Consider the following 20,806-nt stretch of genomic DNA (forward strand, 5'->3'; position numbering starts at 1 on the left):
CCTCCCACATTTGTTTCTGCGGCAAAGTTGATGAAAGCGGCAACTCCCCATTGCCGCTTTACTGGCGCCACGCGGAAACCCGTTGCCGCTTTTCTGGCATTGCCGCCGGCAACCTCCTCGCAACCCCTTGATTCATGGGCTTTTCAGAAACTGGCATGCGCCTTGCTATAACCCAGTTAACGAACAGCAGGTCAGCCTAAAGGTTTCCGCCATGAGCATCAGCTTCGATAAAGCGCTCGGTATCCACGAACAAGCCCTGGGCTTCCGCGCCCAGCGTGCTGAAGTCCTGGCCAATAACATTGCCAACGCCGACACCCCGAACTACAAGGCTCGGGATCTGGACTTCTCCGCCGTGCTCGCCGCACAGCAGGACAAGACCAAGAACGGCACCTTCGCCTTGAACATGACCAACAACCGTCATATCGAAGCGCAAGGCCTGAGCAGTGGTGACGAGTCGTTGCTGTATCGCACGCCGATGCAGCCGTCGATCGACCAGAACACCGTCGACGCCCAGCTGGAGCAATCGGCGTATGCCGAGAACTCGGTGAACTTCCAGGCCAGCTTTACCCTGCTCAACAGCAAATTCAAAGGGCTGATGTCAGCCCTGCGTGGAGAGTAAGCCATGTCCCTGTCCAGTGTTTTCAATATTGCCGGTAGCGGCATGAGCGCCCAGACCACGCGGCTCAACACCGTCGCCAGTAACATCGCCAACGCCGAGACTGTGTCTTCGAGCATTGACCAGACGTACCGTGCCCGTCACCCGGTGTTTGCCACCATGTTCCAGGCCGGTCAGAACGGCGGCAGCGACTCGCTGTTTCAGGAGCAGGGCGCAGCCGGCAAAGGCGTGCAGGTGCTTGGCGTGGTCGAAGACCAGAGCAACCTCGAAGCCCGCTACGAGCCTAACCACCCGGCGGCGAACGAAAAAGGCTACGTGTACTACCCGAACGTCAACGTGGTCGAGGAAATGGCCGACATGATTTCCGCCAGCCGCTCGTTCCAGACCAACGCGGAAATGATGAACACCGCCAAAACCATGATGCAGAAGGTCCTGACCCTGGGTCAGTGATAAGGGGCGCCAAATAATGGCCATCGTTGATACGACTACTAATTCAGCAGTCCAGGACCTTTTCAATTCCAAGGTCAGCACTGCAACAAACAATGTCGCAAGCACGGCTTCTGCGGCCACCGGCAATCAGTCGTTGGGCAAGGACGCATTCTTGCAGCTGCTGGTCACCCAACTGAAAAACCAGGACCCGCTGTCGCCTCAGGACAACGGTGCATTCGTGGCCCAGTTGGCTCAGTTCAGCAGCCTGGAAGGCATCAACACCCTGAACGACTCGGTGAATGCAATCTCCAGCAACTTCAGCTCTTCGCAGGCGCTGCAAGCTTCGTCGCTGGTAGGGCGTTCGATCATCACCCAGACCGACAAGGCCCTGGTGGATACGAGCAAGAGCATGAACGGTTCGGTGGCGGTGACTGCTGCCACCGGCAACGTCGCCATCAAGATCACCGACAAAGACGGCAACGTGGTGCGCACCATCGACATGGGCGCCCAGAGCGCCGGCACCTCGGACTTTATCTGGGATGGCAAGAACGACGCGGGTGAGGTGGCTCCAGCGGGCACCTACACCTTCGCGGCCACGACCAAGAACGACAAGGGCGATTCAGTGGCCCTGGCCACTTCGCTGCCTGCAACAGTGACCAGCGTTACATTGAGCAAGACCGGCGGCGAAATGCTGCTGAACCTTGCAGGCGGCATGGGCAGCGTCAAACTGTCGCAAATTCAGACTATCGGTACATAGAGCCGGCTAACTACGGCAGAGGGAGAGAAACATGTCTTTTAATATCGGCCTTAGCGGCCTCTATGCGGCCAACAAACAATTGGACGTGACCGGCAACAACATCGCCAACGTCGCGACCACTGGCTTCAAGTCGTCCCGTGCGGAATTCGCCGACATCTACGCCGCGTCCAAACTGGGCACCGGGCAGAACAGCATCGGCAACGGCGTGAACCTGGCGGCGGTGTCCCAGCAGTTCACCCAGGGTGACGTCAACGGCAGCGGCGGCGTGCTGGACATGGCGATCCAGGGCGGCGGCTTCTTCGTGCAGAAGGGCAGCGACGGTTCCCTGGAATACACCCGTAGCGGTGCGTTCCGCGCCGACAAAGACGGCTACATCACCAACAACACCGGCACCTCGCGCCTGCAAGGCTACGCGGCGGATGACGACGGCAAGATCATCAAAGGCGGCTTGACCGACCTGCAACTGAACTTGTCTTACCTGCCGCCGAAGGCGTCCACCAAAGTGGACTCCACCAGTAACCTGAACTCGTCGGAGCCGGTGATCAACCAGACTACCAAGCCGTTCAACCCTGCCGACACCACCACGTTTACCACTCAGTACAGCACCACCTTGTACGACTCCCAGGGCAACTCCCACGCCATGGTGCAGTACATGGTGAAAACCGACGCCAACGAGTGGAACGCCTACACGTTGATCGACGGCCGTAACCTGGATGGTTCCAAGCCGACAACGACCGGCACCACTGCTCCTGTGCCGTCGACCATTACCTTTGATGGCGCGGGTAAGCTCAAGGACGTTGTGACCGGCGGCGTGAGCAGCAAGACCTTGACACTCACTGGCTGGGTTCCAGGGTCGGTGACCGATGGTACTTGGACGCCGAACGACGCGACTGCCGGTCCTATTGCCGTGAACATGGGCAATATCACCCAGTACAACTCGGCCAGCTACCGCAACCCGCCGACCACTGACGGTTACGCTACCGGCCAGATCACCGGCCTGAAAATCGACGGCAACGGTGTACTGTTCGCCACGTTCAGCAACCAGCAGAGCAAGGCTATCGGCCAGATCTCCCTGGCCAGCTTCAACAACGAACAGGGCCTGCAACCGGCAGGCGGCACTACCTGGAGAGAGACCTTCTCCTCGGGCCAGCCGGGTTACGACACCCCGCAAGCCGGCACCCTGGGTTCGATCGTGGCCAACTCCCTGGAGAACTCCAACGTTAACCTGACCAACGAGCTGGTGGACCTGATCAAGGCCCAGAGCAACTATCAGGCGAACGCCAAGACTATCTCCACCCAGAGCACCATCATGCAGACCATCATCCAGATGACGTGATGCGGTAACGCTCCACAAAAAAGCCCCTCGCAAGAGGGGCTTTTTTATGGACGGAGGAAATGTATCTGGCAAAAAAAGCCCCCGATACACCGTAGGCATATCGAGGGCTTTTCAGCCTTGGGAAATCAGGCCCAAGGCGGATTCAGCTTATTGGCAAGCTTCGCAATCCGGCTCGTCAATCGCGCAGGCCTTTGGCACAGGTGCCGGGCCGGCTGGAGCAGCGAGTACCGAATCATCACCATGGTTGCCGCTGGACACAGCGTTCAGCTTACCGGTGTTGATGGTCGACTTCTCGGTGCTGGTCGCGGCCAGGGCACGGAGGTAGTAAGTGGTTTTCAGGCCACGGTACCAAGCCATGCGGTAGGTCACGTCCAGCTTCTTGCCCGAAGCGCCGGCGATGTACAGGTTCAGGGACTGAGCCTGGTCGATCCACTTCTGACGACGGCTGGCGGCGTCAACGATCCACTTGGTGTCCACTTCGAAGGCAGTCGCGTAGAGCTCTTTGAGTTCTTGCGGGATGCGCTCGATCTGCTGCACGGAACCGTCGTAGTACTTCAGGTCGTTGATCATGACCGAGTCCCACAGGCCGCGGGCCTTGAGGTCGCGAACCAGGTACGGGTTGATCACGGTGAATTCGCCCGACAGGTTCGATTTCACATACAGGTTCTGGTAAGTCGGTTCGATCGACTGCGACACGCCAGTGATGTTGGCGATGGTCGCGGTCGGTGCGATGGCCATGATGTTGGAGTTACGAATGCCTTTCTGCACACGGGCACGTACCGGCGCCCAGTCCAGGGATTCTTCCAGGTCAACATCGATGTACTTCTGGCCACGTTGCTCGATCAGGATCTGTTGCGAATCCAGCGGCAGGATGCCTTTGGACCACAGCGAACCCTGGAACGTCTCGTAGGCGCCGCGCTCGTCGGCCAGGTCGCAGGAAGCCTGGATCGCGTAGTAGCTGACCGCTTCCATGGACTTGTCGGCGAACTCGACTGCTGCATCCGAACCGTAAGGAATGTGTTGCAGGTACAGCGCATCCTGGAAGCCCATGATGCCCAGGCCGACCGGACGGTGCTTGAAGTTGGAGTTCTGCGCCTGTGGCACCGAGTAGTAGTTGATGTCGATTACGTTATCGAGCATGCGTACGGCGGTGTTGACGGTGCGTTCCAGCTTGGCGGTGTCCAGCTTGCCGTTGACGATGTGGTTCGGCAGGTTGATCGAGCCCAGGTTGCAAACGGCGATCTCGTCCTTGTTGGTGTTCAAGGTGATCTCGGTGCACAGGTTCGAGCTGTGAACCACGCCCACGTGCTGCTGCGGGCTGCGCAGGTTGCATGGGTCCTTGAAGGTCAGCCAAGGGTGGCCGGTTTCGAACAGCATGGACAGCATCTTGCGCCACAGGTCTTTGGCCTGGATGGTCTTGAACAGCTTGATCTTGCCTGGGTACTGGGACAGGGCTTCGTAGTACTCGTAACGCTCTTCGAAAGCCTTGCCGGTCAGGTCGTGCAGGTCCGGCACTTCGGATGGCGAGAACAGGGTCCATGGGCCGTCATCGAAGACACGCTTCATGAACAGGTCCGGGATCCAGTTGGCGGTGTTCATGTCGTGGGTGCGACGGCGGTCATCACCGGTGTTCTTGCGCAGCTCGATGAACTCTTCGATGTCCATGTGCCAGGTTTCCAGGTACGCACACACAGCGCCTTTGCGCTTGCCGCCCTGGTTGACCGCTACGGCGGTGTCGTTCACGACTTTCAGGAACGGCACGACGCCCTGCGACTTGCCGTTGGTGCCCTTGATGTACGAGCCCAAGGCACGTACCGGAGTCCAGTCGTTGCCCAGGCCGCCAGCGAATTTGGACAGCATGGCGTTGTCGTGGATTGCGTGGTAGATGCCCGACAGGTCATCCGGCACGGTGGTCAGGTAGCAGCTCGACAGCTGTGGACGCAGGGTACCGGCGTTGAACAGGGTCGGCGTCGACGACATGTAGTCGAAGGACGACAGCAGGTTGTAGAACTCGATCGCACGGTCTTCTTTGTGCTTCTCTTCGATCGCCAGGCCCATGGCCACGCGCATGAAGAACACTTGCGGCAGTTCGAAGCGGATCCCGTCCTTGTGGATGAAGTAACGGTCGTACAGGGTTTGCAGGCCCAGGTACGTGAACTGCTGGTCACGCTCGTGGTTGATCGCCTTGCCGAGTTTTTCCAGGTCGAAGGTGGCCAGGATCGGGTTCAGCAATTCGAATTCGATACCCTTGGCGATGTAGGCAGGCAGGGCCTTGGCGTATAGGTCAGCCATCTCGTGGTGGGTGGCGCTGTCGGCCACGCCCAGGAAGCCCAGGCCTTCGGCACGCAGGGTGTCCATCAGCAGGCGCGCGGTCACGAACGAGTAGTTCGGCTCACGTTCAACCAGAGTACGGGCGGTCATCACCAGGGCGGTGTTGACGTCGGTCAGGGCCACGCCGTCGTACAGGTTCTTCAGGGTTTCGCGCTGGATCAGGTCACCATCGACTTCTTCCAGGCCTTCGCAGGCCTCGGTGATGATGGTGTTCAGGCGGCCCAGGTCCAGCGGTGCAAACGAACCGTCGGCCAGGGTGATGCGGATCGACGGGTGCGCTTGCACGGCGGCTTCTTCGGCCGGGGTGCGCACGGCACGCTCCTTGGAGCGGGCGTCGCGGTAGATCACGTAGTCGCGTGCGACTTTCTGCTCGCCGGCACGCATCAGGGCCAGTTCGACCTGGTCCTGGATTTCTTCGATGTGGATCGTGCCGCCCGATGGCATGCGACGCTTGAAGGTCGCGGTGACTTGTTCGGTCAGGCGGGCAACGGTGTCGTGGATGCGCGACGAAGCGGCAGCGGTGCCGCCTTCAACTGCAAGAAACGCTTTGGTGATGGCGACGGTGATTTTGTCATCGGTGTAAGGAACGACAGTGCCGTTACGCTTGATCACGCGCAGTTGGCCAGGTGCAGTGGCGGACAGATCCATATTCGAATCTGCTGCCTGCGGCACGGAGCCCTGCGGGTTCTCGCGAGTTGTGTCGGTTTGCATGGGGGGTTGTCTCCACATTCTGTATTTATTTGGGCACCATCAAGGTGCCCACCGTTCCGTCCTGAAGCATTTACAACAGGCCTGGGCCTGGCATAACAACTTCGGGACAGGAGGAAGGGGGCTGTTCGCGCCGCTTCCATGCCGAAGTCTTCGGTTCGGGGCTTGAATGCCCTTGGCCGTATTCCTGATGGGTGACAGTTGCCAGCTTCCAGCACTGCAACACCCGTACCGTTTTCCGCTGTTGGAGCTTGAAAACGGCTGCCATCCGCTTGAGCGGTTTGGGCTTTCAAAAAATGCTTGGGTTCGACCAAACAGGAGCAAGAAAGGGCTTGAGTTTCTTGTCTGATTTGTGTTGGGTCTTTTCGCTCAAAACCCTACATGTAGGGTTTTTTTAGCGCCGAGGTACAAGATAATGCGTTTTGGGGGGCTTAGCAACGCACTGCCTGTGGATAACGCTGTGGGTAAAATGTGTATGAAACGTAGAACACCCGTGTAGGCCGCAGTGCTGCTGGATTCGGCCGTTTGTCACTGAATATTCCAAGTTAAAAACAGCCGGTTGGATTTTTGAGGGCGCGAACCCTATCACAAAAAAACGCGATCACCGAATGGATTTACCGGCTTGTGTTTGAGGGTTGGGGCATGGCTACAATCGACCTTCAATAGAGGCAGTAGTGTGCTTCCCGTACATGACAATAATTAGAATCGAGGTAGCGCATGGAGCAAGAAGCCTGGCAAATCCTGATCGTCGAGGATGACGAGCGATTGGCTGAACTGACCCGTGAGTACCTGGAAAGCAACGGCCTGCGCGTGGCGGTCGAAGGCGACGGAGCCCTGGCCGCCGCGCGGATCATCGCCGAGCAACCCGACCTGGTGATCCTCGACCTGATGTTGCCCGGCGAAGATGGCCTGAGCATCTGCCGCAAGGTACGCGAGCGCTACGATGGGGTGATCCTGATGCTCACCGCCCGCACCGACGACATGGACCAAGTGCTGGGCCTGGACATGGGCGCCGATGACTACGTGTGCAAGCCCGTGCGCCCGCGCCTGTTGCTGGCGCGCATTCAGGCGCTGCTGAGGCGCAGCGAGCCGGCCGAACCCGCCACTGTGGAAAACCAGCGGCGCCTGCAATTCGGCCCATTGGTAGTAGACAACGCCCTGCGCGAAGCCTGGCTGCACGACGGCAGTATCGAACTGACCAGCGCCGAATTCGACCTGCTGTGGCTGCTGGTGGCGAATGCCGGACGCATCTTGTCCCGCGAAGAAATCTTTATCGCCCTGCGCGGCATCGGCTATGACGGCCAGGACCGCTCCATCGATGTGCGCATCTCACGCATCCGCCCGAAAATCGGCGACGATCCGATCCATCCGCGCCTGATCAAGACCATTCGCAGCAAAGGCTACCTGTTCGTCCCCGAAGCCTGCGCCGACGTGCCGCTGTGAACTCGATCTTCCTGCGCATCTATGGCGGCATGTGCGCGGCGCTGATCCTGGTGGCGCTGCTGGGCGTGCTGGCCCTGCACCTGCTTAACGAGGTGCGCAGTGGTCAGTACCGCGAGCGCCTGGCCCACGGCACCTTCGCCCTGATGGGCGACAACCTGCAGCCCATGAGCGCCATCGAACGCCAACGCGCCCTGGCAGTGTGGGAGCGTTTGCTGGGCATCCCCCTGGAGCTGCGCAGCCTCACCGACGCGCAGTTGGACCTCAGCCAGCGCAACCGCCTGCAACGCGGCCAGGTACTGGTCGAGCAGACTGGGCCCCATGCCGCCCGGGTGCTGCGCCTGGTCAGCGATAAAGAGCAATGGGTGCTGACGGGTGAGGTGCAGCAGATCAGCGAACAGCTGGCCCGTGCGACTATTTACCTGCTGGCCGACGAATTGGTGCGCTTCCCCGTGGCCGAGCAGCCGCAACGGTTGGCGGATATAAAGCAAGCCAAGGGCTTTGGCTTTGAAATGCACCTGATGACCCTCGATCAGGCCGACATGGACGACGACCAGCGCCGTCGTGTGTCGGAGGGTGACACGGTGATGGCCCTGGGCAAGGGCGGCGACTCGATCCGCGTGTTCTCCGGCATCGTTGGCACGCCCTGGGTACTGGAACTTGGCCCGCTGTATCAAATGAACCCGTATCCGGTGCAATGGCTGGTCCTTATCGCCTTGATCGGCCTGACCCTGATCGGCCTCATCGTCTATTTATTGGTACGCCAGCTTGAGCGCCGGCTCCGTGGCCTGGAAGCCGCGGCGACACGCATCGCCAAGGGCAACCTGGAAGTGCGCGTGCCCGCCCGGGGCGCGGACTCGGTGGGCCGCCTCGCCGCCGCCTTCAATGGCATGGCCGAGCACTTGCAGCAATTGCTGGCGATCCAGCGCGAGCTCGTGCGTGCGGTGTCCCACGAACTGCGCACACCGGTGGCGCGCCTGCGCTTCGGCCTGGAGATGATCGGCGATGCTGCCACCCCCGAGGCCCGGCGCAAGTACCTGGAAGGCATGGACGGCGATATCCAGGACCTTGATGGCCTGGTGGATGAAATGCTCACCTACGCACGGCTCGAACAGGGCGCGCCGCAGCTGACTTTTCAGCGGGTCGACCTTAATGCGTTGCTGGATCAGGTGATTGGCGAATTATCGCCACTGCGTGCGCAGGTGGCGGTGGCGCGGGGAATCTGCTTGTCATCGGCCCATTGGGACGACGCCTGGGTCGACGCCGAGCCCCGCTATTTGCACCGCGCCCTGCAAAACCTGGTGAGCAACGCAATGCGCCATGCCAAGGGCCAGGTGCTGATCAGTTATCAGGTGGGTCAGGTGCGCTGTCGCATCGATGTGGAGGACGACGGCCCTGGTGTGCCGGAAAGTGCATGGGAGCGTATCTTTACGCCGTTCCTGCGACTGGACGACAGCCGCACCCGCGCTTCCGGCGGCCACGGTCTGGGCTTGTCGATTGTGCGGCGGATCATCTATTGGCACGGCGGGCGGGCGCTGATCAGCAAGAGCAACAATCTGGGCGGGGCGTGCTTCAGCCTGAGTTGGCCGAGGGATCAGGACAAAACCTGACACCCTCGACTTGCCCCCGATAGCGATCAATCAGGCACCCACGGCCACCAGGCTCAACAACTGCCCGTCATCCACCGCAAACTGCCCAGTCAGCTCCTTGCCGTGGCACCACTCGCTGGACAGGTCAGTCAGCAGCCGCAAGCGCACATGGCCGGCCTCGGTCCATTCAACCAGCTCGGCATGCTCAAAATAGAAGCGCTTCTGCACAATCGGGTAGAGCGCCTTGAACAGGCTTTCCTTGACCGAAAACGTCAGCGTCACCAGCAACGCAATCTGCTCTCGCGGCACGTTGGCCATCCGTTGCAGCTCATCAGTCGTCAGAATTTCCCCGGCCAGCCGCTCCGCCCGTTCCAGCGTCAGTACATTTTCCAGGTCCATTCCCAGCCCGCGCCATTGCGCCTTGTACCCGACAACCGCCGCCGCATGCCCGGTGCTGTGGGTGATGGAGCCACTGATGTGCCCAGGCCAGACCGGTGCACGGTCTTCGCCGATGGCCGGGACACATTCAATTTGGTCAAGCTGTTGCAGGGCTGCGCGGGCGCACAGGCGACCGGCCAGGAACTCGGCCTGGCGCTTGGCCACCGAGCGCTGGATGCTCGCCGGTGGCGGCACGGCGCAGTGCTGGAAATCACCCGCCGCCAACAACGCCGGGTCGAAGCGGGTGCCGATAAACACCGTGCCCGGTAAAGGTTCGGGCAGCGGCCAGTGGTCGTTGAGTGGGGTGCAGCAAGCAGGTAGACGGTTCATGGGCGGTAGTTTGCCGAGTTGAGGCGCCAGAGGATAGCCCGCAGCGGTGTGCCGCCTGTTCAGGGGGAGTTCAGGGGCGTTTGCGTAGGCTGGTTCCAACAGCCAAACGCGTATGAGGTAACACCATGACTGCGATCAAAAAGCTGATGTTGGCGTTGACCATGCTTAGTGCCACCGCCGGGGTCCAGGCCTCTGATGGTGACTTTGCCGCATTCGGTCGCGAGAAAACCAAGAAAACCAGCACCTTGATTCAACGCGTCAGCTTTGATGACGCAAGCAGTCAGCCTGCGCCTTGGGGCCAGTCACTGGGCGTTACTGCACCACAGCCGGCGTACCGCACCGGTATTGCGCACCTGAGCGGCCGGTTCAATGGCATTAAACTGCGCCCGCAAGACCTGCAGGGCCGCTATGATGTCCCCCTGTCGGACAGTTGACTTGCTTTGGAGAGCCTTATGAAATTGCTGGTGGTGGAAGATGAGGCGCTGCTGCGTCATCACCTGTTTACCCGCCTGACCGACAGCGGCCACGTGGTCGAGGCTGTGGCCAATGCCGAAGAGGCGCTGTACCAGACCGGTCAATTCAACCATGACCTGGCGATCATCGACCTCGGCTTGCCCGGCATGGGCGGCCTGGACCTGATCCGCCAACTGCGCAGCCAGGCCAAGACGTTTCCGATCCTGATCCTCACCGCGCGCGGCAACTGGCAGGACAAGGTCGAAGGCCTGGCCGCCGGCGCCGACGACTACGTGGTCAAACCGTTTCAGTTCGAAGAGCTGGAGGCGCGCATGAACGCCTTGCTGCGTCGCTCCAGCGGGTTCACCCAGTCGACTATCGTTGCCGGGCCCTTGCTGCTGGACCTCAACCGCAAGCAAGCGTCCCTCGACGAACAACCGCTGGCGCTGACTGCCTACGAATACCGCATCCTTGAATACTTGATGCGCCACCACCAGCAAGTCGTCGCCAAAGATCGCTTGATGGAACAGCTCTACCCGGATGACGACGAGCGCGATCCAAACGTCATTGAAGTCTTGGTCGGTCGCCTGCGCCGCAAGCTGGAAGGCCCGGCCGGGTTCAAGCCGATCGACACCGTGCGTGGCCTGGGCTACCTGTTCAATGAGCGCTGCCGTTGATCCGCTCGTTACGCGTGCGCTTGATGCTGGCGGCCGCGACCTTGGCCGTGTTGTTTATGCTCGGCCTGCTACCGGCCATGCAGGGCGCGTTCAGCCTGGCGTTGCAGGATTCCATCGAGCAGCGCCTGGCGTCGGACGTGACGACGCTGATCTCCGCCGCGCGGGTCGAAAATAATCGTCTGATGATGCCGGCGCAGTTGCCGGACGAACGTTTCAACCTCACCGACAGCCGCTTGCTCGGCTATATCTACGACCGCGAAGGCCACCTGGTGTGGCGCTCGCGGGCGACTCGGGAAGAAAACATCAATTACAAGCCGCGCTATGACGGACGCGGCAATGAGTTTGCGCGGATTCGCGAGGCGGACGGCCAGGAGTTCTTCGTCTACGACGTGGAAGTCAAACTGCTCGGCGGCAAGAGCGCGGCGTTCAGTATCGTTGCCCTGCAACCGGTGCGTGAATATCAGTTGACCCTCGAAGGCCTGCGCGAAAACCTCTACCTGGGCTTCGGTGCCGCCTTGCTGGTGCTGCTCACATTGTTGTGGCTGGGCCTGACCTGGGGTTTGCAAGCCCTGCGGCGCTTGAGCCAAGAGCTTGACCAGATCGAAGGCGGCACCCGCGAAAGCCTGTCCGAACAACACCCGCGCGAACTGCTGCGCCTCACCGGTTCCCTTAACCGCTTGCTGCACAGCGAGCGTGAACAACGGGCGCGGTACCGCGACTCACTCGATGACCTGGCCCACAGCTTGAAAACGCCGCTCGCGGTGTTGCAAGGCGTGAGCGAAGACATGGCCAAGCGCCCCGAAGACCGCGACCAGGCCTGGGTGCTGCAATCGCAGATCGAGCGTATGAGCCAGCAGATCAGCTACCAGTTGCAGCGCGCCAGCCTGCGCAAAAGCGGCCTGGTACGCCATCAGGTGCGCCTGGAACCGGTGCTGCAAAGCCTGTGCGATACGCTGGGCAAGGTCTATCGCGACAAGGGTGTCAGGGTGTCCTTTGAGTTGCCGCACGCCTGCGACGTACCGATCGAGAAGGGCGCCCTGCTCGAATTGCTCGGCAACCTGCTGGAAAACGCCTATCGACTGTGCCTGAGCGAAGTGCGCGTCAGCCTGACGGAGAATCTCGAAGGCATCGAGTTGTGCATCGAAGATGATGGGCCAGGCGTGCCGCCCGACCAGCGCGCGCGGATTCTGCAACGGGGCGAGCGGCTGGACCGCCAGCATCCAGGGCAGGGGATTGGGTTGGCGGTGGTCAAGGACATCATCGAAAGCTACGGCGCGCGGCTGACCTTGGGGGATTCGCCGTTGGGTGGGGCGGCGTTCAAGATTCATTTTCCGGCAGTGTAGTCTGTAGTGCCTGGGCTGGCTCTATCGAGGGCAAGTCGAATCGTCGCACCGCCCCTCCCACCTTTGACTGTGTTCACAAAGTTTGATGTGTGAATAAATTCAAAATGTGGGAGGGGCGGTGCGACGATTCGACTTGCCCCCGATGAGGCCCTCACACACAACACACTTCTAACTCTCCTGCGCGCGATAGGCCCCCGGCGTCAGCCCCGTCCACTTCTTGAACGCCCGATGAAACGCCGACGGCTCGGAAAACCCCAACTGCTCGGCAATCTCCTGCAACGACAAATCCGCCCGTCCCAGATGGTAGATGGCGATGTCCCGTCGCAATTCATCCTTGAGCGCCTGAAAGCTGGTGCCTTCTTCACGCAAATGCCGACGCAGGGTTTGCGGGCTGATGTGCAGGTGCTGCGCAACGGCTTCCAGGTCTGGCCAGGGCGTGCGGTCGCGGCTCAGCAAGCGACGCAACTGGCTGCTCAAGCTGTCGCCTTCGTCCGGGCGTGACAGCAGGTCGGCGGGGGAGCGCTCCAGAAAGTGCTTGAGGGTGCGCTCGTCCTGTAACAGCGGCAGGCTCAGGTAGCGGGCGGGAAATACCAGGCTGCTGCTCGGTGCGCCAAACACCTGGGTGCAGGGAAACAGCAGGTCATATTCCCCGGCGTGGGCAGGCATCGGGTAACTGAACGTGGCCTGGTGCAAGCGAATACGCTGGCCGATCAGCCAACTGCCCAGGCGATGCCAGATCACCAGCAGGCATTCGCTGAGGAAGTGATCCGGGTCCCAGAGTTGTGAGTCATCCAGGCTCAGTCGGGCCATTTCGCCTTCCCGCGTCAGCTGCCAGCGCGGGCCTTGCGGGAATAGGCTATAAAATAATAAGCCGCGTTCCAGAGCCTTCTCCAGGGTGCGGCAGTGGATCAACGCATGGCACATCATGGCGAAGGTGCCACGTTTGCTTGGGCCGTCGGCAAAACCCAGGTACTCGTCGTCCAATGCCAACCAGAGCATTTGCAACAGCCGGGTAAATTGCTCCGGCGCCATTCGGGCGCGAGGTTCAGTCAGCAGCTCCGGGGTGATGCCCAGTTGTTGCAGCAGGCCCGAATAATCGTAACCGGCCCGACGCGCACCGCCGAGGGCGGCCCGGGCGTAGTGACTGGCGATGGTACGTTCACGCATGCGGGGCCCTCGTCCATGGAATGGCGGATGGTAGTGAGCACCCGGCAGGGCGACAAGGCGGATATCCGCCAAATTGTAGGACGCGATTGGGCGCAGTGGCGGAAACTCGCCAACAGATCTGGCGCTTGGGAGGGCGCCTGAAAACCCTCAGCCCTTATGCCTGAAGGCGTTTGGCGTTTTTCGGCAAAGTGGCACGACGTTTGCGATAAGGATTACAGCGCAGGCCTGAACCTACAGGCTTCGCAAACAACAAATCCCTCCAGTGCAGGAGGGTTCGCAATTCAAGTGTCGTGGGCAATGGCGGATATTTGCCACACGGGACGATTGAGGAATTTTGCAATGACGACTCGTCAGCCAATCTACAAATCCCTGTATTTCCAGGTGATCGTTGCAATTGTTATCGGTATTTTGCTCGGTCACTTCTACCCGCAGACCGGTGTGGCCCTCAAGCCGCTGGGTGACGGGTTTATCAAACTGATCAAAATGGTCATCGCCCCGATCATCTTCTGCACCGTTGTCAGCGGCATCGCTGGCATGCAAAGCATGAAATCGGTCGGCAAAACCGGCGGCTACGCGCTGCTGTACTTCGAAATTGTTTCCACCGTTGCCCTGCTGATCGGCCTGATCGTGGTGAACGTTGTGCAACCGGGCGCCGGCATGCACATCGACGTCGCGACCCTGGACGCTTCCAAAGTCGCGGCCTACGTGACCGCCGGTAAAGACCAGAGCATCGTCGGCTTTATCCTCAACGTGATTCCGAACACCATCGTCGGCGCCTTCGCCAACGGCGATATCCTGCAAGTGCTGATGTTCTCGGTGATCTTCGGTTTCGCCCTGCATCGCCTGGGTGCCTACGGCAAGCCGGTGCTGGACTTCATCGATCGCTTCGCCCACGTGATGTTCAACATCATCAACATGATCATGAAGCTCGCGCCAATCGGTGCCCTGGGCGCCATGGCGTTCACCATCGGTGCCTACGGCGTAGGTTCCCTGGTGCAGTTGGGCCAACTGATGATCTGCTTCTACATCACGTGCCTGCTGTTTGTGCTGGTGGTGCTGGGTGGTATCTGCCGCGCTCACGGTTTCAGCGTGATCAAGTTGATCCGCTACATCCGTGAAGAGCTGCTGATCGTGCTGGGTACTTCCTCCTCGGAATCCGCGCTGCCACGCATGCTGATCAAGATGGAGCGTCTGGGTGCGAAGAAATCCGTAGTGGGCCTGGTCATCCCGACTGGCTACTCCTTCAACCTCGACGGTACTTCGATCTACCTGACCATGGCTGCCGTGTTCATCGCCCAGGCGACTGACACCCACATGGACATCACCCACCAGATCACCCTGCTGCTGGTGCTGCTGCTGTCCTCCAAAGGCGCAGCTGGCGTGACCGGTTCGGGCTTCATCGTACTGGCTGCAACCCTGTCGGCCGTAGGCCACCTCCCGGTTGCCGGCCTGGCGCTGATCCTGGGTATCGACCGCTTCATGTCCGAAGCCCGCGCACTGACCAACCTGGTCGGTAACGCGGTTGCCACTATCGTTGTGGCCAAGTGGGTCAAGGAACTGGACACCGACAAGCTGCAAAGCGAGCTGGCGTCCGGCGGTACCGGTATCTCGGAAACCCGCGAAATCGATGACCTGGGCGTGGCCGAAGGCCCGGCACCTGTCGTCAAGTAAGTCGCCGATGGCGTGAATCCGCGCCAACAGCTATCCGCAAACGCCCCGACTGGTTCGGGGCGTTTGCGTTTCTGCCCGGCCACTTTTGAATCGGTTTGCTTTACAGTAAATGAATACTTCATCAACAACGCTGGCGGGAGACTGAATGGACAGTGTGGATTTGAATGTCCTGCGCAGCGTGCTGGAATGGCGCCGCGCCGGGCAGCGAGTGGTGTTGTACAGCGTGGTCCAGACCTGGGGCAGCGCACCGCGTCCACCGGGGGCGATGCTGGCCCTGAGGGGCGATGGGGTGGTGATTGGCTCGGTCTCCGGCGGTTGCATCGAGGATGACTTGATCGCCCGGCTACAGGACGGCCGCTTGCCCGATGACGGCCCGCCGGTGCAGTTGGTGACCTACGGCGTCACCCGCGATGAGGCGGCGCGTTTTGGCTTGCCCTGCGGCGGTACGCTGCGCCTGACCGAAGAGCGGGTGGACGACTGGGGCTGGGTCTCGCAGCTGCTGGCGCGCTGCGAGGATCATCAGATTGTTGCGCGGGAGCTTGATCTGGCAACTGGCGAAGTGACCCTCAGTGGCGCGAGCAAGACCGATGTGGTCACGTTCGACGGCGAACGCCTGCGCGCCATCTACGGCCCACGCTGGCGCCTGCTGCTGATTGGCGCCGGGCAGCTGTCGCGCTATGTGGCAGAAATGGCGCGCCTGCTGGATTTCGAAGTGCTGATCTGCGACCCACGCGAAGAGTTCGTGTACGGCTGGGAAGAGCAACATGGCCGCTTTGTGCCGGGCATGCCCGATGAAGCGGTGCTGAATATCCAGACCGACGAACGCACGGCCATTGTCTGCCTCACCCACGACCCGCGCCTGGACGATATGGCGTTGCTGACGGCGTTGAATTCCAGTGCCTTCTATATCGGCGCGCTAGGTTCACGGGTCAATACCCAAAAGCGCCGCGAAAACCTCGCCGCGCTGGGTCTGTCGGCAGAGGCGATTGCCCGTTTGCATGGGCCGATTGGCTTGCATATCGGCAGTCACACGCCGGCGGAAATTGCGCTGTCGCTGCTGGCGGAAATTGTCGCGATCAAGAACGGCGTGGCGCCGATGCAGAAAAAACCGTTGCCGGCGGTGGCTGAGTGACCGTGATGGCTATTGTGCTGGCGGCGGGGCAGGGCAGCCGGTTCCGTGCCGAGACGGGTCAGGACAAACTCTTGGCACAATGTATCGGCCTGGACGGCGTGACGCGGCCAATGATCGAGCAGGTGCTGATGAATTTGCCGGCGCGTGTAGTGGATCGCTGGGTGGTGACCTCGCCGGGGCGTGTGGAGGTTATCCGCTTGGCCGAGGCTTATGGCTGTCAGGTCTTGCTGTTGCAATCAGCGGGGATGGGCGACAGCATCGCGGCTGCGGTTGCGGCCAGTGCATCAGCCGAGAGTTGGCTGGTGGTCTTGGGCGATATGCCGTTTATCCAGCCAGCGAGTATTGAGCGCGTGATTGGCGCGGTGTCGGCAGAGCGTATTAGTGTGCCGGTGCAGCTGGGGCAGTATGGGCATCCCGTCGCGTTTGGCCGGGCGTTCGGGCCGCACCTGATGGCGCTGACCGGTGATCGCGGTGCCAAGCTGTTGTTTGACCAGGCAGTGTTGCGGGAGGTGCAGGTGGAGGATCCAGGCGTGTTGTGGGATGTGGACGTGCCCGCGAGGTTGCAATACCGATAAATCGGCAGATAAAAAAAGCCCCGCCTGATCACTCAGGCGGGGCTTTTTTAGTAGCTACTGGAATCAGACGAGGGATTAGTCTCGTGCTTCTGTTTCCTGAGCTGCCGCAGCGGCGGCCTCAGCTTCCTTGCGACGGCGACGCACTTCACGTGGGTCGTTCGGCGCACGGCCGTTTTCGGTCAGGGCGCTGGCCGGTGCGGCTTCAACCACCGGGGCGGCGACTTCGGCAACCACTGGCGCTTCAACCACTGGCGCGGCCTCAACGACTGGGGCTGGCTCGACAACCACGGCTTCGACAACCGGCGCTGGCGCTTCTTCTACAACAGGTGCTGGAGCAGGTGCTTCAACCGGGGCGGCAGGTTCGGCAGTCCACTGGAAGGCGGTCTGTTCTTCGCGAACTTCACGCACCGCCGGGGCAGCTTCTTCGGCAGCCGGGGCTTGAACCGGAGCTTCTGCTACGGCTTCAACCACTGGTTGAGGCTCAGCAGCCGGTGCAGGTTCAACGGCAACCACTTCGGTTTCTGGCTGTGCGTCGCGAACCGGTGCTACTTCCACTTCCACTTCCGGAACCACTGGGGCTTCGATCGGGGTGGTGGCTTCGACAGCAGGGGCTTCAACAACTGGAGCTTCAACCACTGGGGCCTCGGCAACGGGTGCTTCTTCTACAGCAGGAGCTTCAACCGCGGCGGTAGCGCGTTCAGCTTGCTCGTGAGCCTGGGCTTCAGCAGGTGCGCTGATGACCGAGCTGGCAACGGCAGCGGTAACGGCCAAGCCGGCAGCCAGTTCGGCACCTGTTGGTTCGTTGGCTTCGTGGGTCGCGCCTTCAGCGTTCTCGCCGGTCTCTTCCGAGCCTTCGATCACGTTGCCGTTCGCATCACGCTGACGCTCACGACGGTTGCTGCGACGACGCTGGCCACGGGAGCGGCGGCGTGGACGATCGCCTTCGGCGTTGTCCTGACCGTCTTCCTGCAGTTGCTCTTCGCCGGTCAGTACTTCTTCTTCGTCACTGGCAGCAGCAGCTTGCTCGGCGCGTGGTTGACGCTCCTCACGCGGTGGGCGCGGCTGGCGCTCTTCACGTGGGGCGCGCTCTTCACGCGGCTGGCGGGCCGGACGCTCTTCGGTGGTTGCAGCGGCGGCGGCAACGGCAGGTGCAGCGTCCAGTGGCTCACGCAGTTCACGCACGCGTTCTTCACGCTCGCCACGCGGTTTGCGATCTTCACGCGGAGCACGTGGGGTACGTGGTGCGCGCTCTTCACGCGGTGCACGTTCTTCACGGGCTACGGCCGGGGTTTCTTCACGGGCTTCGCGAGGTGCGCGCTCTTCACGTGGCGCGCGTTCTTCACGCGGTGCACGTTCTTCGCGAGGCTTGCGCTCTTCGTCACGGCGACCGTTGCGGTTACGGCTTTGCTGACGGCCGTTGCGACGCTCTTCGTTACGTGCAGGGCGCTCGGAAGCTGGTTTTTCAACCACAACCGGAGCCGCAGGCTCTTCCTTGGTGGCGAACAGGCTGACCAGCGACTTCACCAGGCCTTTGAACAGGCTTGGCTCAGGCAGGGCGGCTGGCGCGGCAACCGGGGCGGCAGCTTCAACCGGGACCGGTGCGTTGGCACGGGCTGGCGCGGTTTTCACGGCAGCTTCCTGGCGAACCAGGGTGCGGGTCGCGGCGGCCGGCTGGACTTCTTCCACTTCGGCGGCGGCAGCGGCGATTTCATAGCTGGACTGGCCGCTGTGGGCTTCCGGGCTGTCGTCACGCAGGCGCTGTACTTCGAAGTGCGGCGTTTCGAGATGATCGTTCGGCAGGATCACGATACGAGCACGGGTGCGCAGTTCGATCTTGGTGATCGAGTTGCGTTTTTCGTTGAGCAGGAAGGCGGCAACCGGAATCGGCACTTGGGCGCGAACTTCGGCGGTGCGGTCTTTCAGGGCTTCTTCTTCGATCAGGCGCAGGATCGCCAGGGACAGCGATTCAACGTCACGGATGATGCCGGTGCCGTTGCAACGCGGGCAGACGATGCCGCTGCTTTCGCCCAGGGATGGACGCAGGCGCTGACGGGACATCTCCAGCAGGCCGAAGCGCGAGATGCGGCCGACCTGTACGCGGGCACGGTCAGCTTCCAGGCATTCGCGGACTTTCTCTTCCACGGCGCGCTGGTTCTTGGCAGGGGTCATGTCGATGAAGTCGATCACGATCAGGCCGCCGATGTCACGCAGGCGCAGTTGGCGGGCGATTTCTTCAGCCGCTTCCAGGTTGGTCTGCAGGGCGGTTTCTTCGATGTCGCTGCCTTTGGTCGCACGCGCCGAGTTGATGTCGATGGACACCAGGGCTTCGGTCGGGTCGATCACGATGGAGCCGCCGGAAGGCAGTTCGACCACGCGCTGGAAGGCGGTCTCGATCTGGCTTTCGATCTGGAAACGGTTGAACAGCGGAACGCTGTCTTCGTACAGCTTGATCTTGCTGGCGTACTGCGGCATCACCTGGCGGATGAAGGTCAGGGCTTCGTCCTGAGCTTCAACGCTGTCGATCAGCACTTCGCCGATGTCCTGGCGCAGGTAATCGCGGATGGCGCGGATGATCACGTTGCTTTCCTGGTAGATCAGGAACGGCGCGGAACGATCCAGGGACGCTTCTTTGATGGCGGTCCACAGTTGCAGCAGGTAGTCGAGGTCCCACTGCATTTCTTCGCTGCTGCGGCCCAGGCCGGCAGTACGAACGATCAGACCCATGTCGGCTGGTGCGATCAGGCCGTTCAGCGCTTCACGCAGTTCGTTGCGCTCTTCGCCTTCGATGCGACGGGAGATACCGCCGGCACGTGGGTTGTTCGGCATCAGCACCAGGTAACGGCCGGCCAGGGAGATGAAGGTGGTCAGGGCAGCGCCCTTGTTGCCACGTTCTTCTTTTTCGACCTGGACGATGACTTCCTGGCCTTCGCTCAGGACGTCCTTGATATTCACGCGGCCTTCAGGAGCTTTCTTGAAGTATTCGCGGGAGATTTCTTTGAGGGGCAGGAAGCCGTGGCGCTCGGAGCCGAAATCGACAAAGGCAGCCTCAAGGCTTGGTTCGATGCGAGTAATACGGCCTTTATAGATGTTGGCCTTCTTCTGCTCGCGTGCACCGGATTCGATGTCCAGGTCGTAGAGGCGCTGGCCATCTACCAGTGCAACACGCAACTCTTCGGGTTGAGTTGCGTTAATCAGCATTCTTTTCATGTTGTACCGTCGGTTTCCGGGCTGCCGGAAACGGCGTTCGGCACACACGACTTCTCACGGTCGGTGTCAGGTGCGTCAAGAGTGGTTGGCCACTCCAGTGTCCAGCAAAATCGGCCAATGTGGGCCGGTATCGCGACGGACGCGTCCTGCTTGTTAGCGGTGGTGACAAAGGCACCACTTCAACAAAAGCTAAGGTCAGGAGGAGGAATCAACCGGCGACTGTGGACGAGATGAAGCGTCTAAATATAAGCCTAGTGCTACACGGTCCGACGGTTGTGCATCTCCACCCTACACGTATCCCTGATAATTCGGGTGCTGCCGCGCGCAGAATCCGCAGCGGGTTGGCATTTACCGTGTTCTCCAATGGGGAGTTCACGCTCATGGCTAAACAAGACTGAATGTGGGCGACTGCGCTCACACTCAGCTCTTAACAGGCGTTGTTTCCGAAGCATTCGCCGTGGTCTGGCACAAGACTGACTGCACTTTGTGAACTGGCCGTAAATATCGGCGCAGAACGCGAGTATTCACTCTGCTTTCTGCACTCGCTTCAGGCCTCATGTCACCTGCGCTTGTTACAATCTCGAACCTTCCAGGGTGACGAAAGCCC

16 protein-coding genes are annotated in these 20,806 nt (G+C 60.9%); 12 read left to right on the forward strand and 4 right to left on the reverse strand.

From position 1 onward, the window contains the following. Window positions 1–211 precede the first annotated feature (211 nt). Genes flgB through flgE form a run of 4 tightly spaced genes read left to right on the forward strand, consistent with a single transcriptional unit; the run spans window position 212 to window position 3,138 of the window. A complete protein-coding gene (flgB, locus tag NDJ82_RS24970) occupies window positions 212–619 on the forward strand; it encodes a flagellar basal body rod protein FlgB (RefSeq protein ID WP_017529461.1) in 408 nt (135 codons plus the stop codon). Between the two features lie 3 nt (window positions 620–622). After that, the gene (gene flgC / locus NDJ82_RS24975) at window positions 623–1,066 is read left to right on the forward strand and encodes a flagellar basal body rod protein FlgC (protein WP_099587190.1); all 444 of its coding nucleotides are present in this window, start codon (window positions 623–625) and stop codon (window positions 1,064–1,066) included. Between the two features lie 16 nt (window positions 1,067–1,082). Next, window positions 1,083–1,802, forward strand: a complete 720-nt coding sequence (gene flgD, locus NDJ82_RS24980; protein WP_099587189.1) for a flagellar hook assembly protein FlgD — start codon at window positions 1,083–1,085, stop codon at window positions 1,800–1,802. Between the two features lie 31 nt (window positions 1,803–1,833). Beyond that, window positions 1,834–3,138, forward strand: a complete 1,305-nt coding sequence (flgE, locus tag NDJ82_RS24985; RefSeq protein WP_099587188.1) for a flagellar hook protein FlgE — start codon at window positions 1,834–1,836, stop codon at window positions 3,136–3,138. A 147-nt stretch (window positions 3,139–3,285) separates the two neighbouring features. Here the strand turns inward: flgE and NDJ82_RS24990 are convergent, their stop codons facing one another. Then, entirely contained in the window at window positions 3,286–6,180 is a 2,895-nt protein-coding gene (locus tag NDJ82_RS24990; RefSeq protein WP_099587187.1) for a ribonucleoside-diphosphate reductase subunit alpha, read from the reverse strand. Between the two features lie 714 nt (window positions 6,181–6,894). On the opposite strand from NDJ82_RS24990, the gene NDJ82_RS24995 reads away from it, so the two are divergent. Beyond that, the gene (locus NDJ82_RS24995) at window positions 6,895–7,620 is read left to right on the forward strand and encodes a response regulator (protein ID WP_158877905.1); all 726 of its coding nucleotides are present in this window, start codon (window positions 6,895–6,897) and stop codon (window positions 7,618–7,620) included. Then, a complete protein-coding gene (locus tag NDJ82_RS25000) occupies window positions 7,617–9,227 on the forward strand; it encodes an ATP-binding protein (RefSeq protein WP_158877904.1) in 1,611 nt (536 codons plus the stop codon). The genes NDJ82_RS24995 and NDJ82_RS25000 overlap by 4 nt, the downstream gene beginning before the upstream one ends. A 30-nt stretch (window positions 9,228–9,257) precedes the next feature. Here the strand turns inward: NDJ82_RS25000 and NDJ82_RS25005 are convergent, their stop codons facing one another. Continuing rightward, a complete protein-coding gene (locus NDJ82_RS25005) occupies window positions 9,258–9,974 on the reverse strand; it encodes a 4'-phosphopantetheinyl transferase family protein (protein WP_250926505.1) in 717 nt (238 codons plus the stop codon). Between the two features lie 125 nt (window positions 9,975–10,099). Here NDJ82_RS25005 and NDJ82_RS25010 point away from each other — a divergent pair, with 125 nt between their 5' ends. Genes NDJ82_RS25010 through NDJ82_RS25020 form a run of 3 tightly spaced genes read left to right on the forward strand, consistent with a single transcriptional unit; the run spans window position 10,100 to window position 12,447 of the window. Further along, window positions 10,100–10,408, forward strand: coding sequence for a hypothetical protein (locus NDJ82_RS25010; protein ID WP_250926506.1), 309 nt, complete (start codon window positions 10,100–10,102; stop codon window positions 10,406–10,408). An 18-nt stretch (window positions 10,409–10,426) separates the two neighbouring features. Beyond that, window positions 10,427–11,104 carry a response regulator gene (locus tag NDJ82_RS25015; RefSeq protein WP_017138377.1) on the forward strand — a complete coding sequence of 226 codons (678 nt, stop codon included), beginning with the start codon at window positions 10,427–10,429 and terminating at the stop codon, window positions 11,102–11,104. Beyond that, window positions 11,101–12,447: an ATP-binding protein gene (locus tag NDJ82_RS25020; RefSeq protein WP_112196507.1), complete on the forward strand. Its 1,347-nt coding sequence runs from the start codon at window positions 11,101–11,103 to the stop codon at window positions 12,445–12,447. The genes NDJ82_RS25015 and NDJ82_RS25020 overlap by 4 nt, the downstream gene beginning before the upstream one ends. Window positions 12,448–12,615: 168 nt before the next feature. Here NDJ82_RS25020 and NDJ82_RS25025 read toward each other — a convergent pair whose 3' ends face one another. Then, on the reverse strand, window positions 12,616–13,614 hold the full coding sequence (locus NDJ82_RS25025) for an AraC family transcriptional regulator (protein WP_250926507.1): 999 nt from the start codon (window positions 13,612–13,614) through the stop codon (window positions 12,616–12,618). A 339-nt stretch (window positions 13,615–13,953) separates the two neighbouring features. On the opposite strand from NDJ82_RS25025, the gene NDJ82_RS25030 reads away from it, so the two are divergent. From NDJ82_RS25030 to NDJ82_RS25040, 3 genes are all read left to right on the forward strand, one after another. After that, the gene (locus NDJ82_RS25030; RefSeq protein WP_099587180.1) at window positions 13,954–15,285 is read left to right on the forward strand and encodes a dicarboxylate/amino acid:cation symporter; all 1,332 of its coding nucleotides are present in this window, start codon (window positions 13,954–13,956) and stop codon (window positions 15,283–15,285) included. 145 nt (window positions 15,286–15,430) lie between these two features. After that, window positions 15,431–16,417: an XdhC family protein gene (locus tag NDJ82_RS25035; RefSeq protein WP_250926508.1), complete on the forward strand. Its 987-nt coding sequence runs from the start codon at window positions 15,431–15,433 to the stop codon at window positions 16,415–16,417. Continuing rightward, window positions 16,414–16,992 carry a nucleotidyltransferase family protein gene (locus tag NDJ82_RS25040; RefSeq protein ID WP_250926509.1) on the forward strand — a complete coding sequence of 193 codons (579 nt, stop codon included), beginning with the start codon at window positions 16,414–16,416 and terminating at the stop codon, window positions 16,990–16,992. Before NDJ82_RS25035 ends, NDJ82_RS25040 begins: the two co-directional genes overlap by 4 nt. Window positions 16,993–17,067: 75 nt before the next feature. On the opposite strand, the gene rne is transcribed toward NDJ82_RS25040, so the two are convergent. After that, a complete protein-coding gene (rne, locus tag NDJ82_RS25045) occupies window positions 17,068–20,199 on the reverse strand; it encodes a ribonuclease E (protein ID WP_177411565.1) in 3,132 nt (1,043 codons plus the stop codon). Window positions 20,200–20,806: the final 607 nt, after the last annotated feature.

Origin of the sequence: Pseudomonas sp. SR18, assembly GCF_023701505.1 — a bacterium.
In the GTDB taxonomy this organism is placed as follows: domain Bacteria; phylum Pseudomonadota; class Gammaproteobacteria; order Pseudomonadales; family Pseudomonadaceae; genus Aquipseudomonas; species Aquipseudomonas cyclaminis.